Annotated in this window: 16 protein-coding genes; 6 read left to right on the plus strand and 10 right to left on the minus strand. The window is 73.0% G+C overall.

The genetic code is table 11. The annotated features are described in order from the left end of the window. Positions 1 to 47 precede the first annotated feature (47 nt). From ACFVZW_RS02040 to ACFVZW_RS02080, 9 genes are all read right to left on the minus strand, one after another. Positions 48 to 521: a DUF3574 domain-containing protein gene (locus ACFVZW_RS02040; protein ID WP_384515318.1), complete on the minus strand. Its 474-nt coding sequence runs from the start codon at positions 519 to 521 to the stop codon at positions 48 to 50. Between the two features lie 83 nt (positions 522 to 604). Next, entirely contained in the window at positions 605 to 1399 is a 795-nt protein-coding gene (locus tag ACFVZW_RS02045) for a class F sortase (RefSeq protein WP_384515320.1), read from the minus strand. Continuing rightward, positions 1386 to 2363 carry a hypothetical protein gene (locus ACFVZW_RS02050; RefSeq protein ID WP_384515323.1) on the minus strand — a complete coding sequence of 326 codons (978 nt, stop codon included), beginning with the start codon at positions 2361 to 2363 and terminating at the stop codon, positions 1386 to 1388. The genes ACFVZW_RS02045 and ACFVZW_RS02050 overlap by 14 nt, the downstream gene beginning before the upstream one ends. 152 nt (positions 2364 to 2515) lie before the next feature. Beyond that, on the minus strand, positions 2516 to 3940 hold the full coding sequence (locus ACFVZW_RS02055; protein WP_384515579.1) for a CitMHS family transporter: 1425 nt from the start codon (positions 3938 to 3940) through the stop codon (positions 2516 to 2518). A 134-nt stretch (positions 3941 to 4074) separates the two neighbouring features. Further along, positions 4075 to 6270: a molybdopterin oxidoreductase family protein gene (locus tag ACFVZW_RS02060; protein WP_384515326.1), complete on the minus strand. Its 2196-nt coding sequence runs from the start codon at positions 6268 to 6270 to the stop codon at positions 4075 to 4077. Between the two features lie 76 nt (positions 6271 to 6346). Beyond that, positions 6347 to 6967, minus strand: coding sequence for a TetR family transcriptional regulator (locus ACFVZW_RS02065; RefSeq protein ID WP_384515329.1), 621 nt, complete (start codon positions 6965 to 6967; stop codon positions 6347 to 6349). Positions 6968 to 7165: 198 nt separating this feature from the next. Next, positions 7166 to 8443, minus strand: a complete 1278-nt coding sequence (locus tag ACFVZW_RS02070) for a hypothetical protein (RefSeq protein ID WP_384515332.1) — start codon at positions 8441 to 8443, stop codon at positions 7166 to 7168. Further along, a complete protein-coding gene (locus ACFVZW_RS02075; protein ID WP_384515582.1) occupies positions 8440 to 9168 on the minus strand; it encodes a hypothetical protein in 729 nt (242 codons plus the stop codon). Before ACFVZW_RS02075 ends, ACFVZW_RS02070 begins: the two co-directional genes overlap by 4 nt. Positions 9169 to 9485: 317 nt before the next feature. After that, entirely contained in the window at positions 9486 to 11555 is a 2070-nt protein-coding gene (locus ACFVZW_RS02080) for a right-handed parallel beta-helix repeat-containing protein (protein ID WP_384515335.1), read from the minus strand. A gap of 142 nt (positions 11556 to 11697) precedes the next feature. Here ACFVZW_RS02080 and hmgA point away from each other — a divergent pair, with 142 nt between their 5' ends. The 3 genes from hmgA to ACFVZW_RS02095 are packed head-to-tail and all read left to right on the plus strand — an operon-like array spanning position 11698 to position 15053. Beyond that, positions 11698 to 13023 carry a homogentisate 1,2-dioxygenase gene (gene hmgA, locus ACFVZW_RS02085; protein WP_384515338.1) on the plus strand — a complete coding sequence of 442 codons (1326 nt, stop codon included), beginning with the start codon at positions 11698 to 11700 and terminating at the stop codon, positions 13021 to 13023. A 54-nt stretch (positions 13024 to 13077) separates the two neighbouring features. Continuing rightward, on the plus strand, positions 13078 to 13827 hold the full coding sequence (locus ACFVZW_RS02090; protein ID WP_384515341.1) for a GntR family transcriptional regulator: 750 nt from the start codon (positions 13078 to 13080) through the stop codon (positions 13825 to 13827). Between the two features lie 14 nt (positions 13828 to 13841). Further along, positions 13842 to 15053, plus strand: a complete 1212-nt coding sequence (locus ACFVZW_RS02095; RefSeq protein WP_384515585.1) for a type ISP restriction/modification enzyme — start codon at positions 13842 to 13844, stop codon at positions 15051 to 15053. On the opposite strand, the gene ACFVZW_RS02100 is transcribed toward ACFVZW_RS02095, so the two are convergent. Continuing rightward, positions 15050 to 15775, minus strand: coding sequence for a TetR/AcrR family transcriptional regulator (locus tag ACFVZW_RS02100; protein ID WP_384515343.1), 726 nt, complete (start codon positions 15773 to 15775; stop codon positions 15050 to 15052). The two genes, ACFVZW_RS02095 and ACFVZW_RS02100, sit on opposite strands and share 4 nt — an antisense overlap. A 62-nt stretch (positions 15776 to 15837) precedes the next feature. Between ACFVZW_RS02100 and ACFVZW_RS02105 the strand changes: the two genes are divergently transcribed. From ACFVZW_RS02105 to ACFVZW_RS02115, 3 genes are all read left to right on the plus strand, one after another. Then, positions 15838 to 16776 carry an ATP-binding cassette domain-containing protein gene (locus ACFVZW_RS02105; protein ID WP_384515346.1) on the plus strand — a complete coding sequence of 313 codons (939 nt, stop codon included), beginning with the start codon at positions 15838 to 15840 and terminating at the stop codon, positions 16774 to 16776. After that, positions 16773 to 17549 (plus strand): ABC transporter permease, encoded by a 777-nt coding sequence (locus ACFVZW_RS02110; RefSeq protein WP_384515349.1) that lies wholly within the window; start codon positions 16773 to 16775, stop codon positions 17547 to 17549. The genes ACFVZW_RS02105 and ACFVZW_RS02110 overlap by 4 nt, the downstream gene beginning before the upstream one ends. Positions 17550 to 17619: 70 nt before the next feature. Beyond that, positions 17620 to 18816, plus strand: coding sequence for a CaiB/BaiF CoA transferase family protein (locus ACFVZW_RS02115; RefSeq protein WP_384515352.1), 1197 nt, complete (start codon positions 17620 to 17622; stop codon positions 18814 to 18816). The last annotated feature ends 127 nt before the right edge of the window (positions 18817 to 18943 follow it).

The following is an 18943-nucleotide window of genomic DNA, read 5'->3' on the forward strand; positions in this document are numbered from 1 at the left end:
CTGGCGCCAGGGCCGCCCTTGGTACGGTGCCCTCCGCCCGCGCCGGCTCAGAAGTCGGCGCGGGTCGGCTCGTCGAGCCGGGCCACGGACTCCTGCCCGAAGGTCTTCTTGTACGCCTCCCTGACCCGCTCGATCCGCGGGTCGTGGAGCCGCGCCTCGGCCGCCGGGTAGAACAGGATCATTTCGTACGAACGCTCCCGCTCGATGGTGCCGTTCGCGTCACGCCACTGTCCACGCCCGTCCTGGACCGTCAGGCCGGCCGGAAACCCCGGCGTGACTTCCTTGTCGACGAAGGCCATGAACTGCCGATCGGTGACGTCCGGGCCGCCGTCGGGGCGCTCCGTCCCGAAGAACAGCCGCGTCTCGACGTAGGCCTTGCCGCGTGCCTGTGCCGTGACGGCGGCGGGGGAGGCCGCGCCCTCGCCGAGGGTGGCGTACGCGGCGGGGGCGCCGGCCGCGATCAGCAGCCCGGCGGTGGCGACGGCGACACGGGTACGGGTGGTCAGCGGACCGAGGGGCATGTGCGCGTCCTTGGTGGCTCGGGGGCCGGCGGCCCGGGGTTCCTGTGGCTCATGACTCCCCAGGAACGGACCGGTTACCCGGGTCAGATCTCCCGGGCAATGTCGGTGAGGTGGGCGTAGACGACGATGTTCGACTCGTAACCCCTCTTCGGGTCGAACGCGCCGCCGCAGGTGAGCAGCCTCAGTTCGGGGCGACCCGTGGAGCCGTACACCTCTCGGTCGGGGAATTGCTCCTTCGTGTAGGTGCGGACCTTGTCGACCGTGAAGACGGCGACCCGGCCGTCGGCGCGGGCGACACGGACGGTGTTCCCGGGGGTGAGCGAGTCGAGGTCGAGGAAGATGGCCGGCCCGGTACGGGTGTCGCGGTGGCCGACGACGATCGCCGTGCCGCGTTCACCCGGGGTCGGGCCGTCCTTGTACCAGCCGACGATCCGGGGGTCGTCGGCCGGCGGTGTGCCGAGCCGTCCGGAGGAATCGAGTCCCAGACCGAGCACCGGGGCCTCGATGGTGATCGCCGGGACGGCGATGCCGGTGGGGCGCGAGCGTGCCAGGGGCGCGGGCGGCGGATCGAGCGCGGGCCGGGCCTTGGGCGCGGCCGGAGGCCCGGGCCGGGGCTGCGCCTTGCGCGGGGTCGAAGCCGTGGGCTGCGGCTGGGCCTTGGGCTTCTGGTCGGGGGGCCGCCCCGATCCGGCCGGGGCGGCAGGGGATTCCGCGCCCGCCCCGTGCGCGGCCGGGGCGGCGATCGGCGGGTCGGACGGTTCCTCGCCCTGTGCCCACCAGATGCCGCCGCCGACCAGCGACAGGGTCACCACCACCGTCCGGGTGAGCCGGAGGAGGCGCCGCTGCCTGCGCGTGAAGCGGGACCTACGCGGCGCCATCGGTGCGGCGGCGCGACCGACGGACGAGGATCAGGGCGACCGTACCCGCGAGGGCGGCGGCGACGGCCGATCCGACCCCGAAGACGGAGCTGTCCGTCCCGGTGCTGTCGGCGCTGCCGCCACCACCCGCTCCGACCGGGCCTTGCGGGGGCTTGGTGGCGCCATTGCCACCGCTCCAGCCGTTCGGGCTGCTGGTGCTGGACGGGCTCGCGCCGTTGCCGGTGCCGCCGTTCCAGCTGCTGGTCCCGCTGGTGGCATTGCCGGTCCCGCTGGTGGCGTTGCCGGTGCCGCCGTTCCAGCTGCCGGTCCCGCTGGTGGCGTTGCCGGTCCCGCTGGTGGGGTTACCGGTCCCGCCATTCCAGCTGCTGGTCCCGCTGGTGGCGTTGCCGGTCCCACCGTTCCAGCTGCTGCTGCCGTTGGTCGTCCCGCCGTTCCCACTGCCGCTGTCCGCGGTGCTGCCGTTCCCGGTACCACCATTGCCACTGTTGGCCGCGGCGCCGCCGTTCCCGTTCGTCGGCGGCGGGCCGGCGCTGTCGTCACAGTCGACTCTGAAGATCTTGCTCTTCTCCGCGCCCTGCTGGCCCTCCCAGGTCCACTCGACCTTGTACCTGCCGTCGGCGAGCGTCAGATCCGGGCTGATCCCGTGCCCCGCGGCGTCGATGGTGATCGAGCCGCTCGTCGTCACGCTGTCCACCGGCGGCTGCGGCGTGACGGCCCAGTTGACGCTCTGGAGCCCGTCGAAGTTGAAGGCGGCGAAGTAGAAGGTGCAGACCGAGGGATTGTTGACCGGATTGTTCTCGCCCGTGCGGGCCTCCTGGCCCGAGCGCCCGGCATGGTGGACCTTGATGTCGCCGCTGTCGCCGGGGGCGGCGACGGCCGCAGGCGCGCCGGCCAGGGTGGCGCCGCCGAAAGCCAGGGTGACCAGCGCGGCGGACAGAAGCGGACGGACAGCCAGAGCGGTCATGCTTGGGTTCCTCCAGTCATGAAGACATCAGATGATCAACCGATAATCTGACTTTCTGTCATGACATGAATACGGAGGGTGGCAGCAACGCCGCCCACCCTCCGACTTTCACTCCCCCGGCGGAGGAACCAGCCCGCCCGCCGCCAACCGCGCTAGATGACGCCGAAGAGGATCCCGGCCGCGAGGACCACCAGCGAGGTGAGCGCCGCCCACTTCACCGTGAACCGAGTGTGGTCGCCGAACTCCACCTTCGCCATGCCGACGAGGACGTAGACGGCCGGAACCAGCGGGCTCGACATGTGCAGGGCCTGGCCGGCGATCGAGGCGCGGGCGATCTCCAGCGGGGACACGCCGTGGGCGGCGCCCGCCTCGGCGAGCACCGGCAGGACACCGAAGTAGAAGCCGTCGTTCGACATGAAGTACGTGAGCGGAAGGCTGAGCACACCCGTGACCAGGGCCATGTGCGGGCCCATGCCCTCGGGGATCGCGCCCACGAGCCAGTCGGCCATGTGCTTGACCATGCCCGTGCCGGTGAGGACCCCGGTGAAGACGGCGGCCGCGAAGACCATGCCGGCGACATTGAGGACGTTGTCGGCGTGGGCGGCGATCCGGGCCTTCTGCTCGGCCATGTTCGGGTAGTTGACGGTGAGCGCGAGGGCGGCGCCGAGGAGGAAGAGGACCGGGATCGGCAGCAGTTCGAGGATCATCGCGGTGAGCAGCGCGACGGTGAGTCCGGCGTTGAACCAGTAGAGCCTGGGCCGCAGGGTCGGGCGGTTGGGATCGAGGCCCGGGAAACCCTCCTCGGAAGCCCCCTCGGGCTGCCCGGGTGCGGCGCCGGGCCGGCCGAGGGCGTCACCGGCACCGCCGGAGCCGCCGGACGTCCTCGTGGTGTCCGTACCGCCCCCGGCCTTCACGAGGACGGTCTCGGTCTGCGTCGGCTCGAGGACCTCGTCGAGGGTGAGGTAGCCGATGCGCCTGCGCTCGCGGCGGCCGAGGACGTACGCGAGGAGGAAGACGAAGAGCAGGCCCATGCCGAGCGCCGGGATCATCGGAACGAAGATGTCGGCCGCGTCCAGCTTCAGCGCGGTCGCGGCGCGGGCGGTGGGGCCGCCCCAGGGCAGGGTGTTCATGACGCCGTTGGCGGTGGCGGCGACACCGGTCATGACGACCAGGCTCATCCCGAGCCGCTTGTAGAGCGGATACATCGCCGAGACGGTGATCATGAAGGTGGTGGAGCCGTCGCCGTCGAGCGAGACGATCGCGGCCAGCGCCGCCGTACCGACCACGACACGGACCGGGTCGGCCTTGCAGAAGCGCAGGATGCCCCGGACGATCGGGTCGAAGAGACCGACGTCGATCATCACGCCGAAGTAGACGATGGCGAACATCAGCATCGCCGCGGTGGGCGCCAGCTTGCCCACGCCTTCGAGGACGTAGTCCCCGAGCTGTGCTCCTTGTCCGACGAAGACGCAGAACAACGCGGGGATCAGCACGAGCGCCGCGATCGGCGACATCTTCTTCATCATGATCAGGACCAGGAAGGTCGCGATCATGGCGAAGCCGAGGACGGTCAGCATGGAGGACACCTCACGTTCACCCTTGAACTCCCACCGGGGCGGCTCCCACCGGTGCGGCGTTCGGATGACGTTAGGTGCCCCCTTCCGCGGTTAACAAGATGTTGACGCGTGAGCAATACGAGCAAAACCCCAGGTCACGGCAGGGGTGCCAGCTCCACGGGGAAGCCGTTGAGCACCGCGGTGCCGGACAGCGGGTCCAGCCGGGTGCCGTCGAGGAGCTGGTTCACGTTCACGCCGGGACGGGCTGCGGCGACCGCGAGCCGGGTGCCCGGACGGTCGTGGCCCCAGCCGTGCGGGAGGCTCACCACCCCGTTCCGTACGGCGTCGGTGATCTCCACCTCGACCTCCAGCGCGCCGCCCTCGGCCGCGATCCGGGCGGGCTTGCCGTCGGCGAGGCCGAGCCGGTCGGCGTCGTCCGGGTGGACCTGGAGGGTGCACCGGTTCGAGCCACTGTTGAGGGACGGCGCGTTGTGCAGCCAGCTGTTGTTGGAGCGCAGATGACGCCGGCCGACGAGGACGAGGCCGCCCGGTTCGGCGTCGAGGGCGGCGCGCAGCCGGGGCAGATCGGCGACGATCGGCGCGGGCAGCAGCTCGACGCGTCCGCTGCGGGTCTTGAGGAGCCCGGGGAGGCGGGGCTGCAGCGGGCCGAGGTCGATGCCGTGGGGCGCCCGGCGGAGGTCTTCGAGGACCAGGTCGTACGGGCCGAGGCGCAGCATCATGTCGAGGCGCCGCTCGGGCCCGGTCGCGCCGCTCAGCCGTGCCGCGACGGCCTTGGGGTCGGCGCCGTGGACGGGCGAGTGCTCCTGTGCGACGGCCTTGGCGAGGGTGGTGTCGATGGCGAGGTCGTCGACGGCCGAGGGCGGTGCGCCGTGCATCCCGGAGACGGCGAGGATCAGCCGGGCGTGGATCTCGCACTCGTCCATGCGTCCCTCTTCCAGAGGGACGGCGGCGGGTGTGAAGCGGGCCTGGTTGCGGACGGCGAAGTTGTTGAAGGCGAAGTCGAAGTGGGCGCTCTGCGAGGGCGGCGGCGGAGGCAGAACGACATCGGCGTGCCGCGTGGTCTCGTTGAGGTACGGGTCGACGGCGACCATGAAGTCCACGGTGCCGAGGGCGGCGTCGAGGCGCGTCCCGTCGGGTGCGGACAGGACGGGGTTGGCGGCGACGGTGATCACGACGCGGATGCGCCCCTCCCCCTCCGTCTCGATCTCCTCGGCGAGGGCGGCCATCGGGATCTCGCCCTTGGCCTCCGGGTGACCGGAGACGCGGCTGCTCCAGCGGCCCAGGGCGAAGCCCTTGCCGGGTCCCGCGGGGCGGGGCGCGGGGGCGGTGGCGGCCAGCGGGAAGAGCGCGCCGCCGGGGCGGTCGAGGTTGCCGGTGAGGACGTTGAGGACGTCGACGAGCCAGTTGGCGAGCGTGCCGTACGCGACGGTGGAGCTGCCCATGCGGCCGTAGACGGCGGCCGTGGGCGCGGCGGCCAGTTCACGGGCGACGGTACGGATGGTGGCGGCGTCCAGGTCGCAGGCGGAGGCGACGGCCTCGGGCGTGAAGTCCCGTACCGCTTCCCGTACCTGCTCCACTCCCTCGACGTGCTCGGCGAGCGCACCGAGGTCCGTGAGGTCCTCGGCGAAGAGGGTGTGGACCAGCGCGGCGAGGAAGAGGGCGTCGGCGCCGGGGCGGATGGCGACATGGCGGTCGGCGAGCCGGGCCGTGCGCGTGCGGCGCGGGTCGACGACGGTGAGGGTGCCGCCGCGCCTGCGCAGCGCCTTGAGCTTGCCGGGGAAGTCGGGGGCGGTGCAGAGACTCCCGTTGGAGTCCAGGGGGTTGGCGCCGAGCATCAGCAGATGGTCGGTGCGGTCCAGGTCCGGTACGGGGATGGCGAAGGGGTCGCCGAAGAGCAGTCCGCTGGAGACGTGCTTGGGCATCTGGTCGAGCGTGGAGGCGGTGAAGAGGTTCCGCGTGCGCAGGGCGCCGAGCAGCAGGGGCGGATAGAGCGCGCCGGCCATGGTGTGGACGTTCGGGTTGCCGAGGACGACACCCACCGCGTTCGGGCCGTGCTCCTCGATCAGGGGCCGGACGCGGGCCGCGATGGTGTCGAACGCCTCGGCCCAGGTGGCCTCCTGGAGGGCGCCGTCCTTGCGGACGAGGGGCCCGGTGAGCCGGTCGGGATCGGCGTCGACCTCGCCGAAGGAGGCGCCCTTGGGGCAGATGAAGCCCTGGCTGAAGACGTCGTCTCGGTCCCCGCGGGCGCCGGTGACACGGGAGCCGTCCAGGGTGAGGGTCAGTCCGCAGGTGGCTTCGCAGAGCGGGCAGATGCGCAGGGCGGTGGACATGGCGGGCTCCCTGGGGCGGCGGCTGTGACGCGCGGGCACCAGCGAACATACCGACCGGTACGCACGGTGGGGAGGGTCATGTCAGTGAGGGCGCGAGATAGGCGTAGAGAAGCTCACGCGTCTCGGCGACGAGCTCGGGGTCCCCTGACGGGTCCGTACGGAAGGCGAGCTGGAGCAGCGCGTCGGCGGCCTCGACGCCGACCAGCACCTTGCGGCGCAGGACGTCGTCGGTGGTACGGCCGAGATGGGCGACGAGCAGCCCGCAGAGGCGGTCGGCGACGAGAAGGTTGGGGTCCTCGCCCGATCCTTCGTCGGTGGGCGGAGCCGGGACGCCGAAGTCGACGAGGGCGAAGCCGGGGACGGTGCGCTTCATGGCGATGTACTCGTCCAGGACGCCGTCGATCGCGCCGTACGCGTCGACATGGCCGGCCGCGGCGAGCCGGGCGGAGATCCGCTCGGCGTAGCGGTCGAGGTTGCGCTGGGCGAGGGCCGCGGCCATGGCGCGCTTGTTGCCGAAGAAGCGGTACACGGAGCCGATGGGGACGCCCGCGCGGACGGCGACGGCGCGGGTGCTCAGCTGCTCGTAACCGGTCTCGTCGAGGAGTTCCGCACAGGCGTCGAGGATCCGCGCGAGGCGCTCGGCGCTGCGCTGCTGGACGGGGGTGCGGCGGAGTGAGGGCGGGGGCACGGGGTCCATGATGCCGCTCCGCTCCTGGTCGGGTCAGGAGATGCGGGGGCCGGAGGCTGCGCGGGCCGGCGGCCGGATGCCGCTTTCCGGGCCGGCGGCGCGATGCGGGCTGGGCCGCGCGCGGGTCCGGCGACGGGCGGGGCGGGAGAGGCGCGGGCCCTGGCGATGGGCGGCGCGGGAGAGGCGCGGGTCCGGCGACGGGCAGGGTCAGGCGATGAGCAGGCCGATTCCGCCGAGGGTGTACGCGATCATCAGCGCGAACAGCGGGAGTTGGCCGGCCACCGCCCGGGCGGGCGGGAAGAGGCGCACGGAGCGGTCGTGGGCGGCGACGACGCCGAGGACGTGACCGGTGACGATCGCGGCGACCTGGAGGGCGGCGAGGCCGCCCGGGCTCAGCGGCGGGGCGGGCGCGGGGGCATTGTCAGTGCCCGCTGCCATCATGACTGTACGTGGCCCTTCGGTGACGAAAAGTGTGAAGTAGTGGGCGACGAGATAGCCGAGGGCGATCGGCAGGAGGGAGTGGGCGAAGGACGCGAGGGGGTGGGTGAGCGTGCGGGACATCAGGCGCAGGGTGCCGGCGCACACGGCGTAGAGGGCGGCGACGAGCGCGACGGCGGCGAGCAGGCCGAGGGTGGCGGTGAGGGTCGGGCCGAGCGCGGAGGTCTGGAGGGTGGTGATCCAGCGGGGGTTGTCGGAGATGCCGTCGTAGGCGGTGGAGCCGAGGAGGACGCAGACGGTGGCGACGAGGCCGGGGGTCTGGGGCGTGGAGTCGAGGCCGTCGAAGGGTGAGCGCAGCACGAGTCGGCCGTCGGCGCGGCGGCCGAGCGGGGAGAGCCGGGCGAGGAGGGAGGAGTAGACCTCGAAGGGGTCGGCGTGGGCGAACCAGTCGGGGCCGTGGCGGGCGGCGCCGAGGAGGCCGATGGCCGTGAGGACGGCGAGGAAGCTCAGGAGCGTGGTGGTGGACGCGGGGTCGGGGGCGGCGAGTTCGAGCCAGGCGAAGAGGAGGAGTCCCGCGGCGGCCGGGCGGATGCCGAGACCGGCGGGCACGGGGCGAGGGGCCCGGGGCGCGGGGAGCAGGGCGTGGAGCGTGCGCAGGGGGTTGAGGAGGCGCCAGACGGGCCCGAGGAGGAGGGAGGCGGGGACGAGCCCGACCCACAGCAGGACGTAGACGGCGCCGGGGGCTGGGTTCCGGTCGGGGTCGTCGGGCCCGAGGAGGAGATGGAGCAGGACGGCGAGGCCGGCGGCCGCGCCGATGAGGCGGAGCGCGGTGCGGGTGGCCGGGGCGTCGGCGAGGCGCTGGAGGGCGGCGGGGAGGGGGCGGCCCGCCGCGTCGCCGCGGAAGCGGGACGAGGACCAGAGCAGGCCGAGGGCGAGGAAGGAGACGAAGAGCGCGGCGAACGCGCCGGCGTAGGCGTAGAAGGGCGAGAGGGGGAGGTCGTGCTGGGAGCCGACTCCGTGGGCGAGGAGGTGCGCGGGAGCCGTCACCGGACGGCGAGTTGGGTCAGGAGGAGTCCGGACTCGTGGGTCTCGACCTCGAAGAGTCCGGTGCGGTCGGCGGTCAGGGTGAGGGAGGTGGGCTTGCCGGGGGCGAGGGGCAGCTCGCGGTCGTAGCCGTGGACGTGGAGGGTGTCCGAGCGGTCGCTGGTGACGCGAAGGGTGACGCGCTCGCCCTTCTTCAACTCGATGCGGGAGGGGGGTGGTTGCACGGAGGTGCCGGTGACGGTGATCTCGACGGTCCGGCCGGGGGCGGTGGCGGTCGGTGTCCCGGCCACGGGGGCGCCGGACAGGGGGACGGTGACCTCGATCGGCTTGCCCGCGACGGCCCAGACGGTGTGGTCGTCCGCGTGGAGGCGGACGGTCACGGTGCGCGCGCCGGGCGGGATGTGGTGCCAGGGGCCGTAGGCGCGGCCGGTCTCCTTGCCGTCGACGAGGAGCCGGGCGTGTCCGCGGCCCGGGATCGCGGCGCCGCCGATGCTCTCGGGGGTGAAGCGGAACCTCTCCACGGTCAGGTGGACGTTCCAGCCGCCCTCGGTGTCGGGCCGCTGCTCGGCCCGTACGGCGGGGGCGCCCGCGGCGGGCACCTCCCGCAACCGGTGCCCGGCCTCGTCCTTCGCCGCGAGCAGCGTGCCGCTGCCCGCGGTCGCCTCCTCGTGGCTCGTGCCGGGCTTGTGATGGGTGCTGGCCCGACCTCCACACCCGGCGACGGCCAGGACGACAACGAGGACGACCCCGGCGAGGACGCCGACCCGCCGCCGCCCGTTCCCCCACGGGCCGGTGCCGCGCAGGCCGCCTCCTCCCCGGCCAGCCCCATCCCGACGGGTCCCACGCCGGCCCGTGCCGCGCAAGGCGGCCCCTGCCTGGCTGTCCTCTCCACGGCCAGTCGCTCCCCGCCCGTTCCCCTGCGGGCCGGTCCCCCGCCCGCCCGGGCCAGGCAGGGCGGCCCCACCCCCGCCGGCCTCACCCCGGGCCGCCCCGCGCGGGGCGGGTGGTTGGGGTGTCGTGGGGGCGCCGGTCTTGGGCTCGACGCTCATGCCCGGCCTCCAGCCGTGTCGGCGGGCTCGTCCTGCGGTGCGGGTGGGGCGGCAGGGGTCGGTGGGGTGCGGCGGCCGGCCGCGACCACCGCCCACAGCACCCACACCACCGCGAGCAGCCCGCGCAGCCAGGCCGGGCTCAGGGGGATCCAGGGGATCATCAGGACGGCCTTGTCGAAGGCGTCGAGGAGAGTGAGGGCGCCCAGGGCGAGGGTGGTCCAGGCGAAGGCGGGGCGGGACGGCCGCAGGGCCAGGCCGAGCGCCGTCCACCAGGCGCCGATCAGGAGCAGCGCCAGGGCGGGAACGGGGCCCGAGGACAGACCGAGGGTCGAACCGGCCACGTCCAGCGCCAGGCCCGCGAGGCCCACGAGGGTCGCCGCGCCCGCGAGCCGGCTGCCGCGGAGCCTGCGCCACCACAGGACGCCGCCGACCAGGGCGAGGACGACCGCGACCGCCAGGGCGAGCTGGGTCTCGACGCGCTGGACGCCCCGCGCCCCGTACCAGTCGCAGCCGGCCGGCAGCCGTCGCGCCTGGACGTTGTAGTCGGCGCAGACGAGGAGGTGGGCCAGCTTGGCCGGTTCGCCGACGAGCCGGTCGGTGTTCCCCGAGACGTCGCCCCGCCGCGCCCCGCACTCGGGCAGGGAGCCCGGGCTGGAAGCCCCGGCGTCGGCCTGCCAGCAGTTGCCGCCGCCCTGGCCGTCCCACCACACGTCCGCGCGGTTGGGGCGGGAGGCGCCGGAGCGGTCGACGCCCAGGTGGTTGCCGGCGTAGCGGTTGTGGTGGGAGGTGTCGGTCTGCTTGCCCCAGTCGGACTCGCCGCGGATGAAGGCGGGGACGGCGCTCAGGAAGAAGGCGGCGCGCTGATGCCCGTACACCCAGTTGTTCTCGTACAGGTTCCAGTTGCCGCCCGCCGTGATGATGCCGGTGCCGGGCGGCATGGAGATCTGCGGGCAGACGACCCCCTGCTCGTAGCCGCGCTCGACGGGCGGCTTGGCGCAGGTGCCGTCGGCGACGTGGCGGTAGTAGTTCTGGTTGTTGTCGTGGATCAGGTTCCGCTCGAAGCGGGCGTGGTTCTGCGGGAGTCCGGGGTGGCCGGGGAAGGCGGAGTCCATCGACGCGCCGCCCATGTTGTGGTCGAACTCGTTGTCGTGGACGTAGACCGAGTCCCCCGCCGTGCCCGAGTAGCCGACCATGTTGTGGTGGCTGCGGCAGCCGGTGATCTCGATGGAGTAGCGCGGGACGTCGTAGCCCCGGCCGTTGTTGATGTCGGAGGCCGAGCCGGGGTAGATGCCGGAGTCCCCGTTGCCGTACGACTCGCAGTTCTTGTACAGGCCGTGGTCGGAGGCGAAGGTCAGGAAGCCGTACTCGTCGTTCCACCGGGTCAGTACGTCGTCGATGACGAAGCCGTCGCCGGCGAGCACGTACAGCGAGTTGAAGGTGGTGCGCTGGGCAGTGAAGTTGCGGAAGTAGATCCCGTCGGACTCGTCGGCCCGTATCGCGTTGAGCTTGGTGTACTTGGCGTCGATGACGACGTCGAGGCGCGAGGCGCCGGTGCCCTCGATCTGGAGGTTCTTCTTGCCGAGGATCGCGACCAGGTTCTGGTTGTGGGGGCACTGCCGCTGCTGCTCGTACGACAGGATCTGGTAGCCGAGCGCGGAGTTCGGCGCCTTGAGCGAGGCGCAGGCGCCGGTCGGCGCGGGCTGCGAGGGCTCCTCCTCGTACAGGCCGGGCAGGACGGCGATGGTCATGCCGGGTCGGTCGACGGCGTCGACGGCCTGTTGGAGATGGCGGTAGCCGGTCCGCGTACAGCGCTCGAACAGGGCCAGGTTCCGGGCCTTCACCTCGGCCGGGAAGCCGGAGACGCGACGGGTGAAGTCGGCCCGGTCGGTCTTGCAGACGAGCAGATCGGGTTCCCCGGTGCGCAGCGTCGGCACACTGCCCGAGCCGTCGGGGAAGGTGACGGGCCGCTCCTCGTGTGCCTGGGCCACGGGAGCGGTGACAAGGGCGGCGGCGAGCGCCGCGAGAACGACCGAGAGCGCGACAAGGAGCCTACGGGTCCACGACATGCGCGTGAGAGTAGAGCAATGTTCACCTTTTGGAACCCCTTCTGCACGCATCACGTCGAACCGTGACCCGTTGACGCGAGCGGTCGCGGAATCCTACGGTCATCCATAGGATTCCCTTGCGGGCTCAGGACAGGAGCGGGCGATGACCACGGAACAGCCGACGGAGCAGGCCAGGAAGGTGGCCGAGGCGCTGGACTACAGCACCGGCTTCGGCAACGAGCACAGCTCTGAGGCGGTGCCCGGCGCGCTGCCGCACGGCCGCAACTCGCCGCAGCGCGCTCCCCTCGGCCTGTACGCCGAGCAGCTCAGCGGCAGCGCCTTCACCGAGCCCCGCGCGCACAACCGCCGCTCGTGGCTCTACCGCATCCGGCCGTCGGCCGCGCACCCGCCGTTCGCCCGGATCGACAACGGCGCGTTGCGTTCCGCGCCCTTCACCGAGACCGTCCCCGACCCCAACCGGCTGCGCTGGAACCCGCTGCCCGACCCGGCGCCGGGCACGGACTGGCTCGCCGGCCTGTGGACGCTCGGCGGCAACGGCGACGCCACCCAGCGCGCCGGCATGGCCGTGCACCTGTACCACGCGAACGACTCCATGGACCGGGTCTTCAGCGACGCCGACGGCGAGCTGCTGATCGTCCCCGAGCGCGGCGGGCTGCTGCTCCGCACCGAGCTGGGTCTGCTCGCCGCCCGCCCCGGCGAGGTCGCGCTGATCCCGCGCGGCGTCCGCTTCCGCGTCGAGCTCCTGGACGAGAGCGCCCGCGGGTACGTCTGCGAGAACTACGGGGCGCCCTTCCAGCTCCCCGATCTCGGCCCGATCGGCGCCAACGGCCTCGCCAACGCCCGCGACTTCCGCGCGCCCGTCGCCGCCTACGAGGACGTCGAGGGCCCCGTCGAGGTCGTCAACAAGTACTGCGGAAACCTCTGGTCGGCGACGTACGGCCACTCCCCGCTCGATGTCGTCGCCTGGCACGGCAACCACACCCCGTACGTCTACGACCTGCACCGCTTCAACGTCATCGGGACGATCTCGTACGACCACCCGGACCCGTCGATCTTCACGGTCCTCACCTCGCCGTCGGACACCCCGGGCCTCGCGGGCGTCGACTTCGTGGTCTTCGCGCCGCGCTGGCTGGTCGGCGAGGACACCTTCCGCCCGCCGTACTTCCACCGCAATGTGATGAGCGAGTACATGGGCCTGATCGAGGGCGCCTACGACGCCAAGGCCGAGGGCTTCGTTCCCGGCGGCGGCTCGCTGCACAACATGATGTCCGCGCACGGCCCGGACCGGGAGACCTTCGACAAGGCCAGCGCGGCCGAGCTGAAGCCGCAGCGGATCGACGACGGTCTTGCCTTCATGTTCGAGACCCGCTGGCCCGTCACCGCCACCGGCCAGGCCGCGAACGCCGACCATCTGCAGAAGGGGTACGACGACGTGTGGCAGGGTCTGGAGCGCCACTTCCGGCCGTAGAGTCTCGTAGCCGTCGAGTCTCGTCGTAGTCGTAGTCGTCGTACGGAGAACGCCGTGACCGCCTTCGCTCCCGACTCGCTGGTCCTGAACCGCAAGCTGCCGCTGTGGTATCAGGTCTCGCAGTCGTTGCGCGCCTCCATACTGGGCCGCACGCCCGACGCCTCGCTGCGGCTGCCCACCGAGGAGCAGCTCGCCGCGCACTACGGCGTGAGCGTGCTGACCATGCGCCAGGCCCTCAAGGAGCTGGAGGAGGAGGGCCTGATCAGCAGGCACCGGCGGCGCGGCACCTTCATCGAACCGGGCGCCCGGCGCTCCAGCCCGCGCCGGCTGCTCGGCTCGATCGACGCGATCGTGGCCCAGCAGTCCGGCGAGCGGACCACCGTCCTCGGTCACGGCAGCGAGCCGGTGCCGGGCGAGCTGGCCGAGTACTTCCCCGATGTGACGGAGGTCGTCGCGTACCGGCGGCTGCGGCGCGACGGGGAGACCGGCGAGCCGACCAACTGGGCGCAGAACGCGGTACGGCCGGAGATCGCGGCCGATCTCGACCCGGCCGATCTGGAGCGCTGGCCGATGACGAAGGTGCTGCGGGACGTGATGGGGGTCCGGATCAGCCGGATCACGGACACCGTGGAGGCCCGCCTCGCCGACCCGGAGACGGCCGCGCTCCTCGAAGTGCCGCTGCTCTCGCCGATCCTCCACTACACCGGCGTGACCTACGACGACGACGGCCGGGTGGTCGACGTGGCCCGGATCCGCTACCGGGGCGACCGGTTCTCGTTCACCGTGACGGTGGAGGCGCACTGAGCCCGCTCGCTAGCATCCGGGGCGTGACCGAAGACGTACCGCTGGACGACGCGCCCCTCCTGGACGAGCTGATGCCGTGGTCCGTCGCGCCGTTGCGGCTCGGCCGTTCCTGGATCGTGGCGCCCGACGTCCGTACCCTGCGGGCACGCTGGGACCGTCTCGTCGGGGCGGAGGGGACCGAGCGCGAGGAGCTGTTCCGGCCCAGCCGGGCGCGTACCCCGTCGAGTTCGGTGGCCGCGCTGCCCGGGCAGCGGACCGGCACCGTCCGGTTCGCTCGTGAGTCGGGGCCGTGCCCGGAGCCGGTACGGCTGGCCCACGGCCCGTTCGACGAGCAGTGGCTGCTCCCCGATCACCGGCTCATCGACACCGCGCGCCCGGAGCTGTGGCGCGTCGCCGACGACCACCAGCTGTTCGCGGTGGAGCAGGGACACGTGCCGGGGGCGGCCGGTCCCGCGCTGCTGGTGACCTCGGCGCTGCCCGACGGGCGCTCCCCCGCGGGGCGACCGGGGCGGATCCGGCCGCTCTTCCGCCGCCCCGGGGGCGAGGAACCGAACCTCGCGCCCGGTCTGCTCCCGCTGCTGAGCGAGCGGTACGGACGGCCGGTCGACCCGCGGTCCGTCCTGGCCTGGGCCCTAGCGGCCACCCGCCCCTCCGCCGCCGGCTGTCGCGTCCCGCTCCCGGCGGACCCGGACCTCTGGGCCGCGGGCGTGGCGCTGGGCAGGCGGCTCACCGACATCCAGCTGCGGGGCGGCCGTGGCGGCGAGCGGCCCCGGCTGCCCGGCGGCCGCCGGCCCTATGTGCGGGCGCCGATCCCCGCCCGGCCGACCGTGCTTGCGTACGAGCCGGAGGAGGAGACGCTGACCCTCGACGACGGCCGGATCTCGCCCGTCCCGGCCGAGGCGTGGGAGTTCCGTGTCGGCGGCGTACGGATGCTCGAACAGTGGTTCTCGCATCGGACCGTGCCCGCCGAGCCCGGCGGTCTCGAGGCGATCGGCCCGGCGGCCTGGCCGCAGGAGTGGACCTCGGAGCTCCTGGAGCTGATCACCGTCCTCGCCCTCCTCTCCCAGCAGGAGCCGGAGCGGGAGGCGCTCACGCAAGGCACGCCGCTGACCCGGGACGCGCTGCGGGAGGCCGGAGTGCTGCCGGTGCCGGACGCGGCCCGCCGCCCCGCCTCCGTACTGGATCATCAAGAGGAGGGCCCGGAGGGCCAGTTCGCGCTGCTCTAGCCCGGGACGAAGGAGTCGAGGACCCGCTCCAGCGTCCGGTCGAAGATCTCGTCGGGATCGAGGGGTCCGACCCCGGACGCAGCGAACACCGCGGCCAGTCGGGGGTAGGCGCCGTCCGCGAGCCGCTCCCTCAGATAGGCCCCGCGCACCGCCTGCTCCTGCTCCTCCGACCAGGGCAGTCCGCGGGCGCGCTCGGCGATGGCGAGTTCATTGGCGACGATCGTCATCACGGTGCCGTTGACCGTCGCGATCAGCTCCATCTTGGTGCCGCCGGGCAGGTCGAGACCGTCCAGGCAGGCCAGACACCCTTCGAGGAAGCGCAGCGCGTTGGGACCGTAGGCGTACCCGGTCGTCATCAGCCTGATCACCCACGGGTGACGGCGCAGGATGCCCCGGGCCTCGCGCGCCACATGGAGCATGTCCGCGCGCCAGTCACCGCCGGGGCGACGGGGAGGATCGGGGAGGTCGTACTCGCCGCTGACGGCGTCGACCATCAGCTCGTACAGATCCTCCTTGCGCGGGACGTAGTTGTAGAGCGACATCGTGCCGCAGCCGATGTCCGCCGCGATCCGGCGCATCGAGAGCGCGTCGATCCCGTCGGCGTCGGCGATACGGACCGCGGCGGCCACGATGTCGGCCCTGCTGTACGCCGGTTTCGGGCCGCGGCCCGTGCGCTCGGGGCGCGCCCAGATCACTTCCGGTTCGGCCGCTCGGCCCGCCATCGATCATCACCTCCCCACCATCGTAGTTACGTACAGCGTACGTAGTGGGGTATGGTCGAGCCATGACTACTACGTACGCTGTACTTAGTGAGGGTCTGAGGAAGCGCTACGGCGACGTCCACGCGCTGCGCGGGCTCGATCTGGCCGTCCCCGAGGGCACGGTCTGCGGTGTCCTCGGCCCCAACGGCGCGGGCAAGACGACCGCCGTCCGGGTCCTGACCACGCTGGTCGCCCCGGACGCGGGCAGCGCCCGGGTCGCCGGGCACGACGTGGTGCGCGACCCGGCGGGGGTGCGGAAGCGGATCGCGGTCACCGGCCAGTACGCCTCGGTCGACGGCGACCTCTCCGGCGCCGAGAACCTGCGGCTCTTCGCCCGGCTGCTGCGCGCCCCGCGCGCCCGAGCCGACGAACTCCTGGAGCAGTTCGGCCTGACGGAGGCGGCCGACAGGCCCGCCCGGACGTACTCGGGCGGGATGCGCCGCCGGCTGGATCTCGCGGCGAGCCTGCTCGTCCCGCCGCGGATCCTCTTCCTCGACGAGCCGACGACCGGGCTCGACCCGCACAGCCGGAACGGGATCTGGGACGCCGTACGGGGGTTGGCGTCGCAGGGCACGACCGTGCTGTTGACCACGCAGTACCTGGAGGAGGCGGATCAGCTCGCCGACGACATCGTGCTGATCGACGAGGGCCGGGCCGCGCACCGCGGCACCCCGGCCGAGCTCAAGGCGATGATCGGCAGTTGGGCGGAGGTCGTCGTCGCCGATCCGGCGCTGCTCGGCGCGGCGGCCGCCGTCCTGGACCAGCTGACCGGCTCCGCCCCGGCGCTGGACGCCGAGCGGCGCACGGTCGGCGCCGTGACCACGGACAGCACGCTCACCCTCCCCCGGATCGTCCGCGAGATCGACGCGGCCGGGGTCCACATCGTCGACGCCTCCCTGCGTCCGCCCACCCTCGACGAGGTGTTCCTGCGCCTCACCGACCGGAAGGAGCTCGCGGCATGAGCGCGCTGGTCCATGACGGAACCGCGGTACTGGGCCGCCATCTGCAGAAGGTCCGCCGGGCGCCTGCGATCGTCGTGATGACACAGACGATGCCGATCGTCTTCCTGCTGTTCTTCGGGTACGTCTTCGGCAGCGCGCTCGCGATGCCGGGCACCGAGTACCGGGCGTATCTGGTACCCGGCCTGCTCGTCGCGACGGCGGCGGGCGGGCTCATGACGGGGATGTTCCAGGCCGCCCAGGACGCGCACCGGGGCGTGACGGACCGCTTCCGGACCATGCCCATGAGCCGGGGCGCCGTCCCGCTGGGGCAGGCGCTCGCCGACCTGGTGACGAGCGCGGTCGGCATGGTCCCGATGATCCTGGTCGGGCTCGCCATGGGCTGGCGGATCGAGGGCACCGCCCTGGAGGCGCTGGGCGCCTTCGGTCTGCTGCTGCTCTTCCGCCTCGCGACGACCTGGGTGGGCATCCTGCTGGGCCTCGCCTCGAAGAGCGAGGAGGCGGCCGGCCAGTTGGGCAGCGCCACGTTCATGCTGCCGCTGCTCTCGAACGCGTACATCCCCACGGAGAACATGGCCGGCTGGCTCCGGACGATCGCCGAGTGGAACCCGATCTCGGCGGTGACGACGGCCGTACGGGAGCTCTTCGGCAACGCGACCGTACCGGTGGACGCCGCCTGGCCGGTGGCGCACCCGGTGGCCGGGGCGCTGCTCTGGTCGCTGGCGCTGATCGCGGTCTTCGCCCCGCTCGCGGTGCGGCGCTACGCCCGCGGGTGACACCACCCGGGGACCACGGTGACGAGGGCGACGGTGACAAGGCGCCGCCCGCAGGGTAGGCAGGGCTGTCATGAGCACTCAGCCACTCCCCCTGGAGGGGATCACGGTCGTCGCGGTCGAGCAGGCCGTCGCCGCCCCCTTCGCCACCCGCCAGCTCGCGGACCTGGGCGCCCGCGTCGTCAAGATCGAGCGTCCGGACGGCGGGGACTTCGCCCGGGGCTACGACACGGCGGCGCGGGGCCTGGCCTCGCACTTCGTGTGGTGCAACCGCGGCAAGGAGTCGGTGGCCGTCGACCTCAAGGACGCCCGGGGGCTCGACCTGGTCCGCCGGCTGGTGGCCGGCGCCGACGTCTTCGTACAGAACCTCGCGCAGGGCGCGGCGGCCCGGCTCGGCCTGGACGCGGCCACGCTCTGCGCCGCGCATCCGCGGCTGATCGCGGTGGACGTCTCGGGGTACGGGCCGGGCGGACCGTACGCGCACAAGCGGGCCTACGACATGCTCGTGCAGTGCGAGGCGGGTCTGGTCTCGGTGACCGGGACCGAGGAACAGCCGGTCAAGTCGGGGATTCCGGCAGCCGACATCGCGGCGGGGATGTACGCCTGCACGGGTGTCCTCGCGGCGCTGGTGCGACGGGGGACGACCGGGCGGGGCGGCCCTGTGGAGGTGTCGCTGCTCGACTCGCTGGCCGAGTGGATGGGGCATCCGCTGCACCACGGGATGCACGGGGGCACGGCACCGGCGCGCACGGGCCTGGCGCACGCCGTCATCGCGCCGTACGACGCCTATCCCACGGCCGACGGGGGCATGGTCCTGCTGTCGGTCCAGAACGACCGTGAGTGGCGGCGGCTGGCCGAACAGGTCCTGGAGCGGCCGGATCTGGCGGACGATCCGGCCTTCGCGACGAACACGGCCCGGGTGGCCGGCCGGGCGAAGACGGACGCGGTGGTGGCCGACGCACTGGCACCGCTGACGGCCGCGGAGGCGCTGGCACGGCTGGACGCCGCGGGGGTCGCGTGTGCGCGGCTGAACACGGTCGCGGATCTGGCGGCGCATCCGCAGCTGGCGGCGCGCGACCGGTGGCGGTTCACGGACTCGGCGGCCGGGCCGCTGCGGACCCTGCTGCCGCCGGTCACGTTCCCGGACGGACCCGAAGCCCGGATGGGTCGCATCCCGACGTTGGGGGAGGACACGGATGCGGTGCTCAGTGAGCTCGGGGTGGGGCCGGCGGAGCTGGAGACGCTACGAGGGGACGGTGTCGTGGCGTGACGGGGCCGCGGGGGTGAGCGGGGTGGGGCAGCCGGCGCCGTCGGGGGTGTGCCCACCTGCCCCCGGGGCTTCTCCCCCGGAGCTTCGCCCGGGAGGTGCCCCCAGGGGGATCCCGGCCCTGCGGATC

This window comes from Streptomyces sp. NPDC059567, from assembly GCF_042735655.1.
Taxonomy (GTDB): domain Bacteria; phylum Actinomycetota; class Actinomycetes; order Streptomycetales; family Streptomycetaceae; genus Streptomyces.

Excerpts from the sequence above, each read along its gene's own strand:
- ACFVZW_RS02040 (WP_384515318.1), bottom strand. The coding sequence starts at position 521 with ATGCCCCTCGGTCCGCTGACCACCCGTACCCGTGTCGCCGTCGCCACC.
- ACFVZW_RS02045 (WP_384515320.1), bottom strand. The coding sequence starts at position 1,399 with ATGGCGCCGCGTAGGTCCCGCTTCACGCGCAGGCAGCGGCGCCTCCTC.
- ACFVZW_RS02050 (WP_384515323.1), bottom strand. The coding sequence starts at position 2,363 with ATGACCGCTCTGGCTGTCCGTCCGCTTCTGTCCGCCGCGCTGGTCACC.
- ACFVZW_RS02055 (WP_384515579.1), bottom strand. The coding sequence starts at position 3,940 with ATGCTGACCGTCCTCGGCTTCGCCATGATCGCGACCTTCCTGGTCCTG.
- ACFVZW_RS02060 (WP_384515326.1), bottom strand. The coding sequence starts at position 6,270 with ATGTCCACCGCCCTGCGCATCTGCCCGCTCTGCGAAGCCACCTGCGGA.
- ACFVZW_RS02065 (WP_384515329.1), bottom strand. The coding sequence starts at position 6,967 with ATGGACCCCGTGCCCCCGCCCTCACTCCGCCGCACCCCCGTCCAGCAG.
- ACFVZW_RS02080 (WP_384515335.1), bottom strand. The coding sequence starts at position 11,555 with ATGTCGTGGACCCGTAGGCTCCTTGTCGCGCTCTCGGTCGTTCTCGCG.
- hmgA (WP_384515338.1), top strand. The coding sequence starts at position 11,698 with ATGACCACGGAACAGCCGACGGAGCAGGCCAGGAAGGTGGCCGAGGCG.
- ACFVZW_RS02100 (WP_384515343.1), bottom strand. The coding sequence starts at position 15,775 with ATGGCGGGCCGAGCGGCCGAACCGGAAGTGATCTGGGCGCGCCCCGAG.
- ACFVZW_RS02105 (WP_384515346.1), top strand. The coding sequence starts at position 15,838 with ATGACTACTACGTACGCTGTACTTAGTGAGGGTCTGAGGAAGCGCTAC.
- ACFVZW_RS02110 (WP_384515349.1), top strand. The coding sequence starts at position 16,773 with ATGAGCGCGCTGGTCCATGACGGAACCGCGGTACTGGGCCGCCATCTG.
- ACFVZW_RS02115 (WP_384515352.1), top strand. The coding sequence starts at position 17,620 with ATGAGCACTCAGCCACTCCCCCTGGAGGGGATCACGGTCGTCGCGGTC.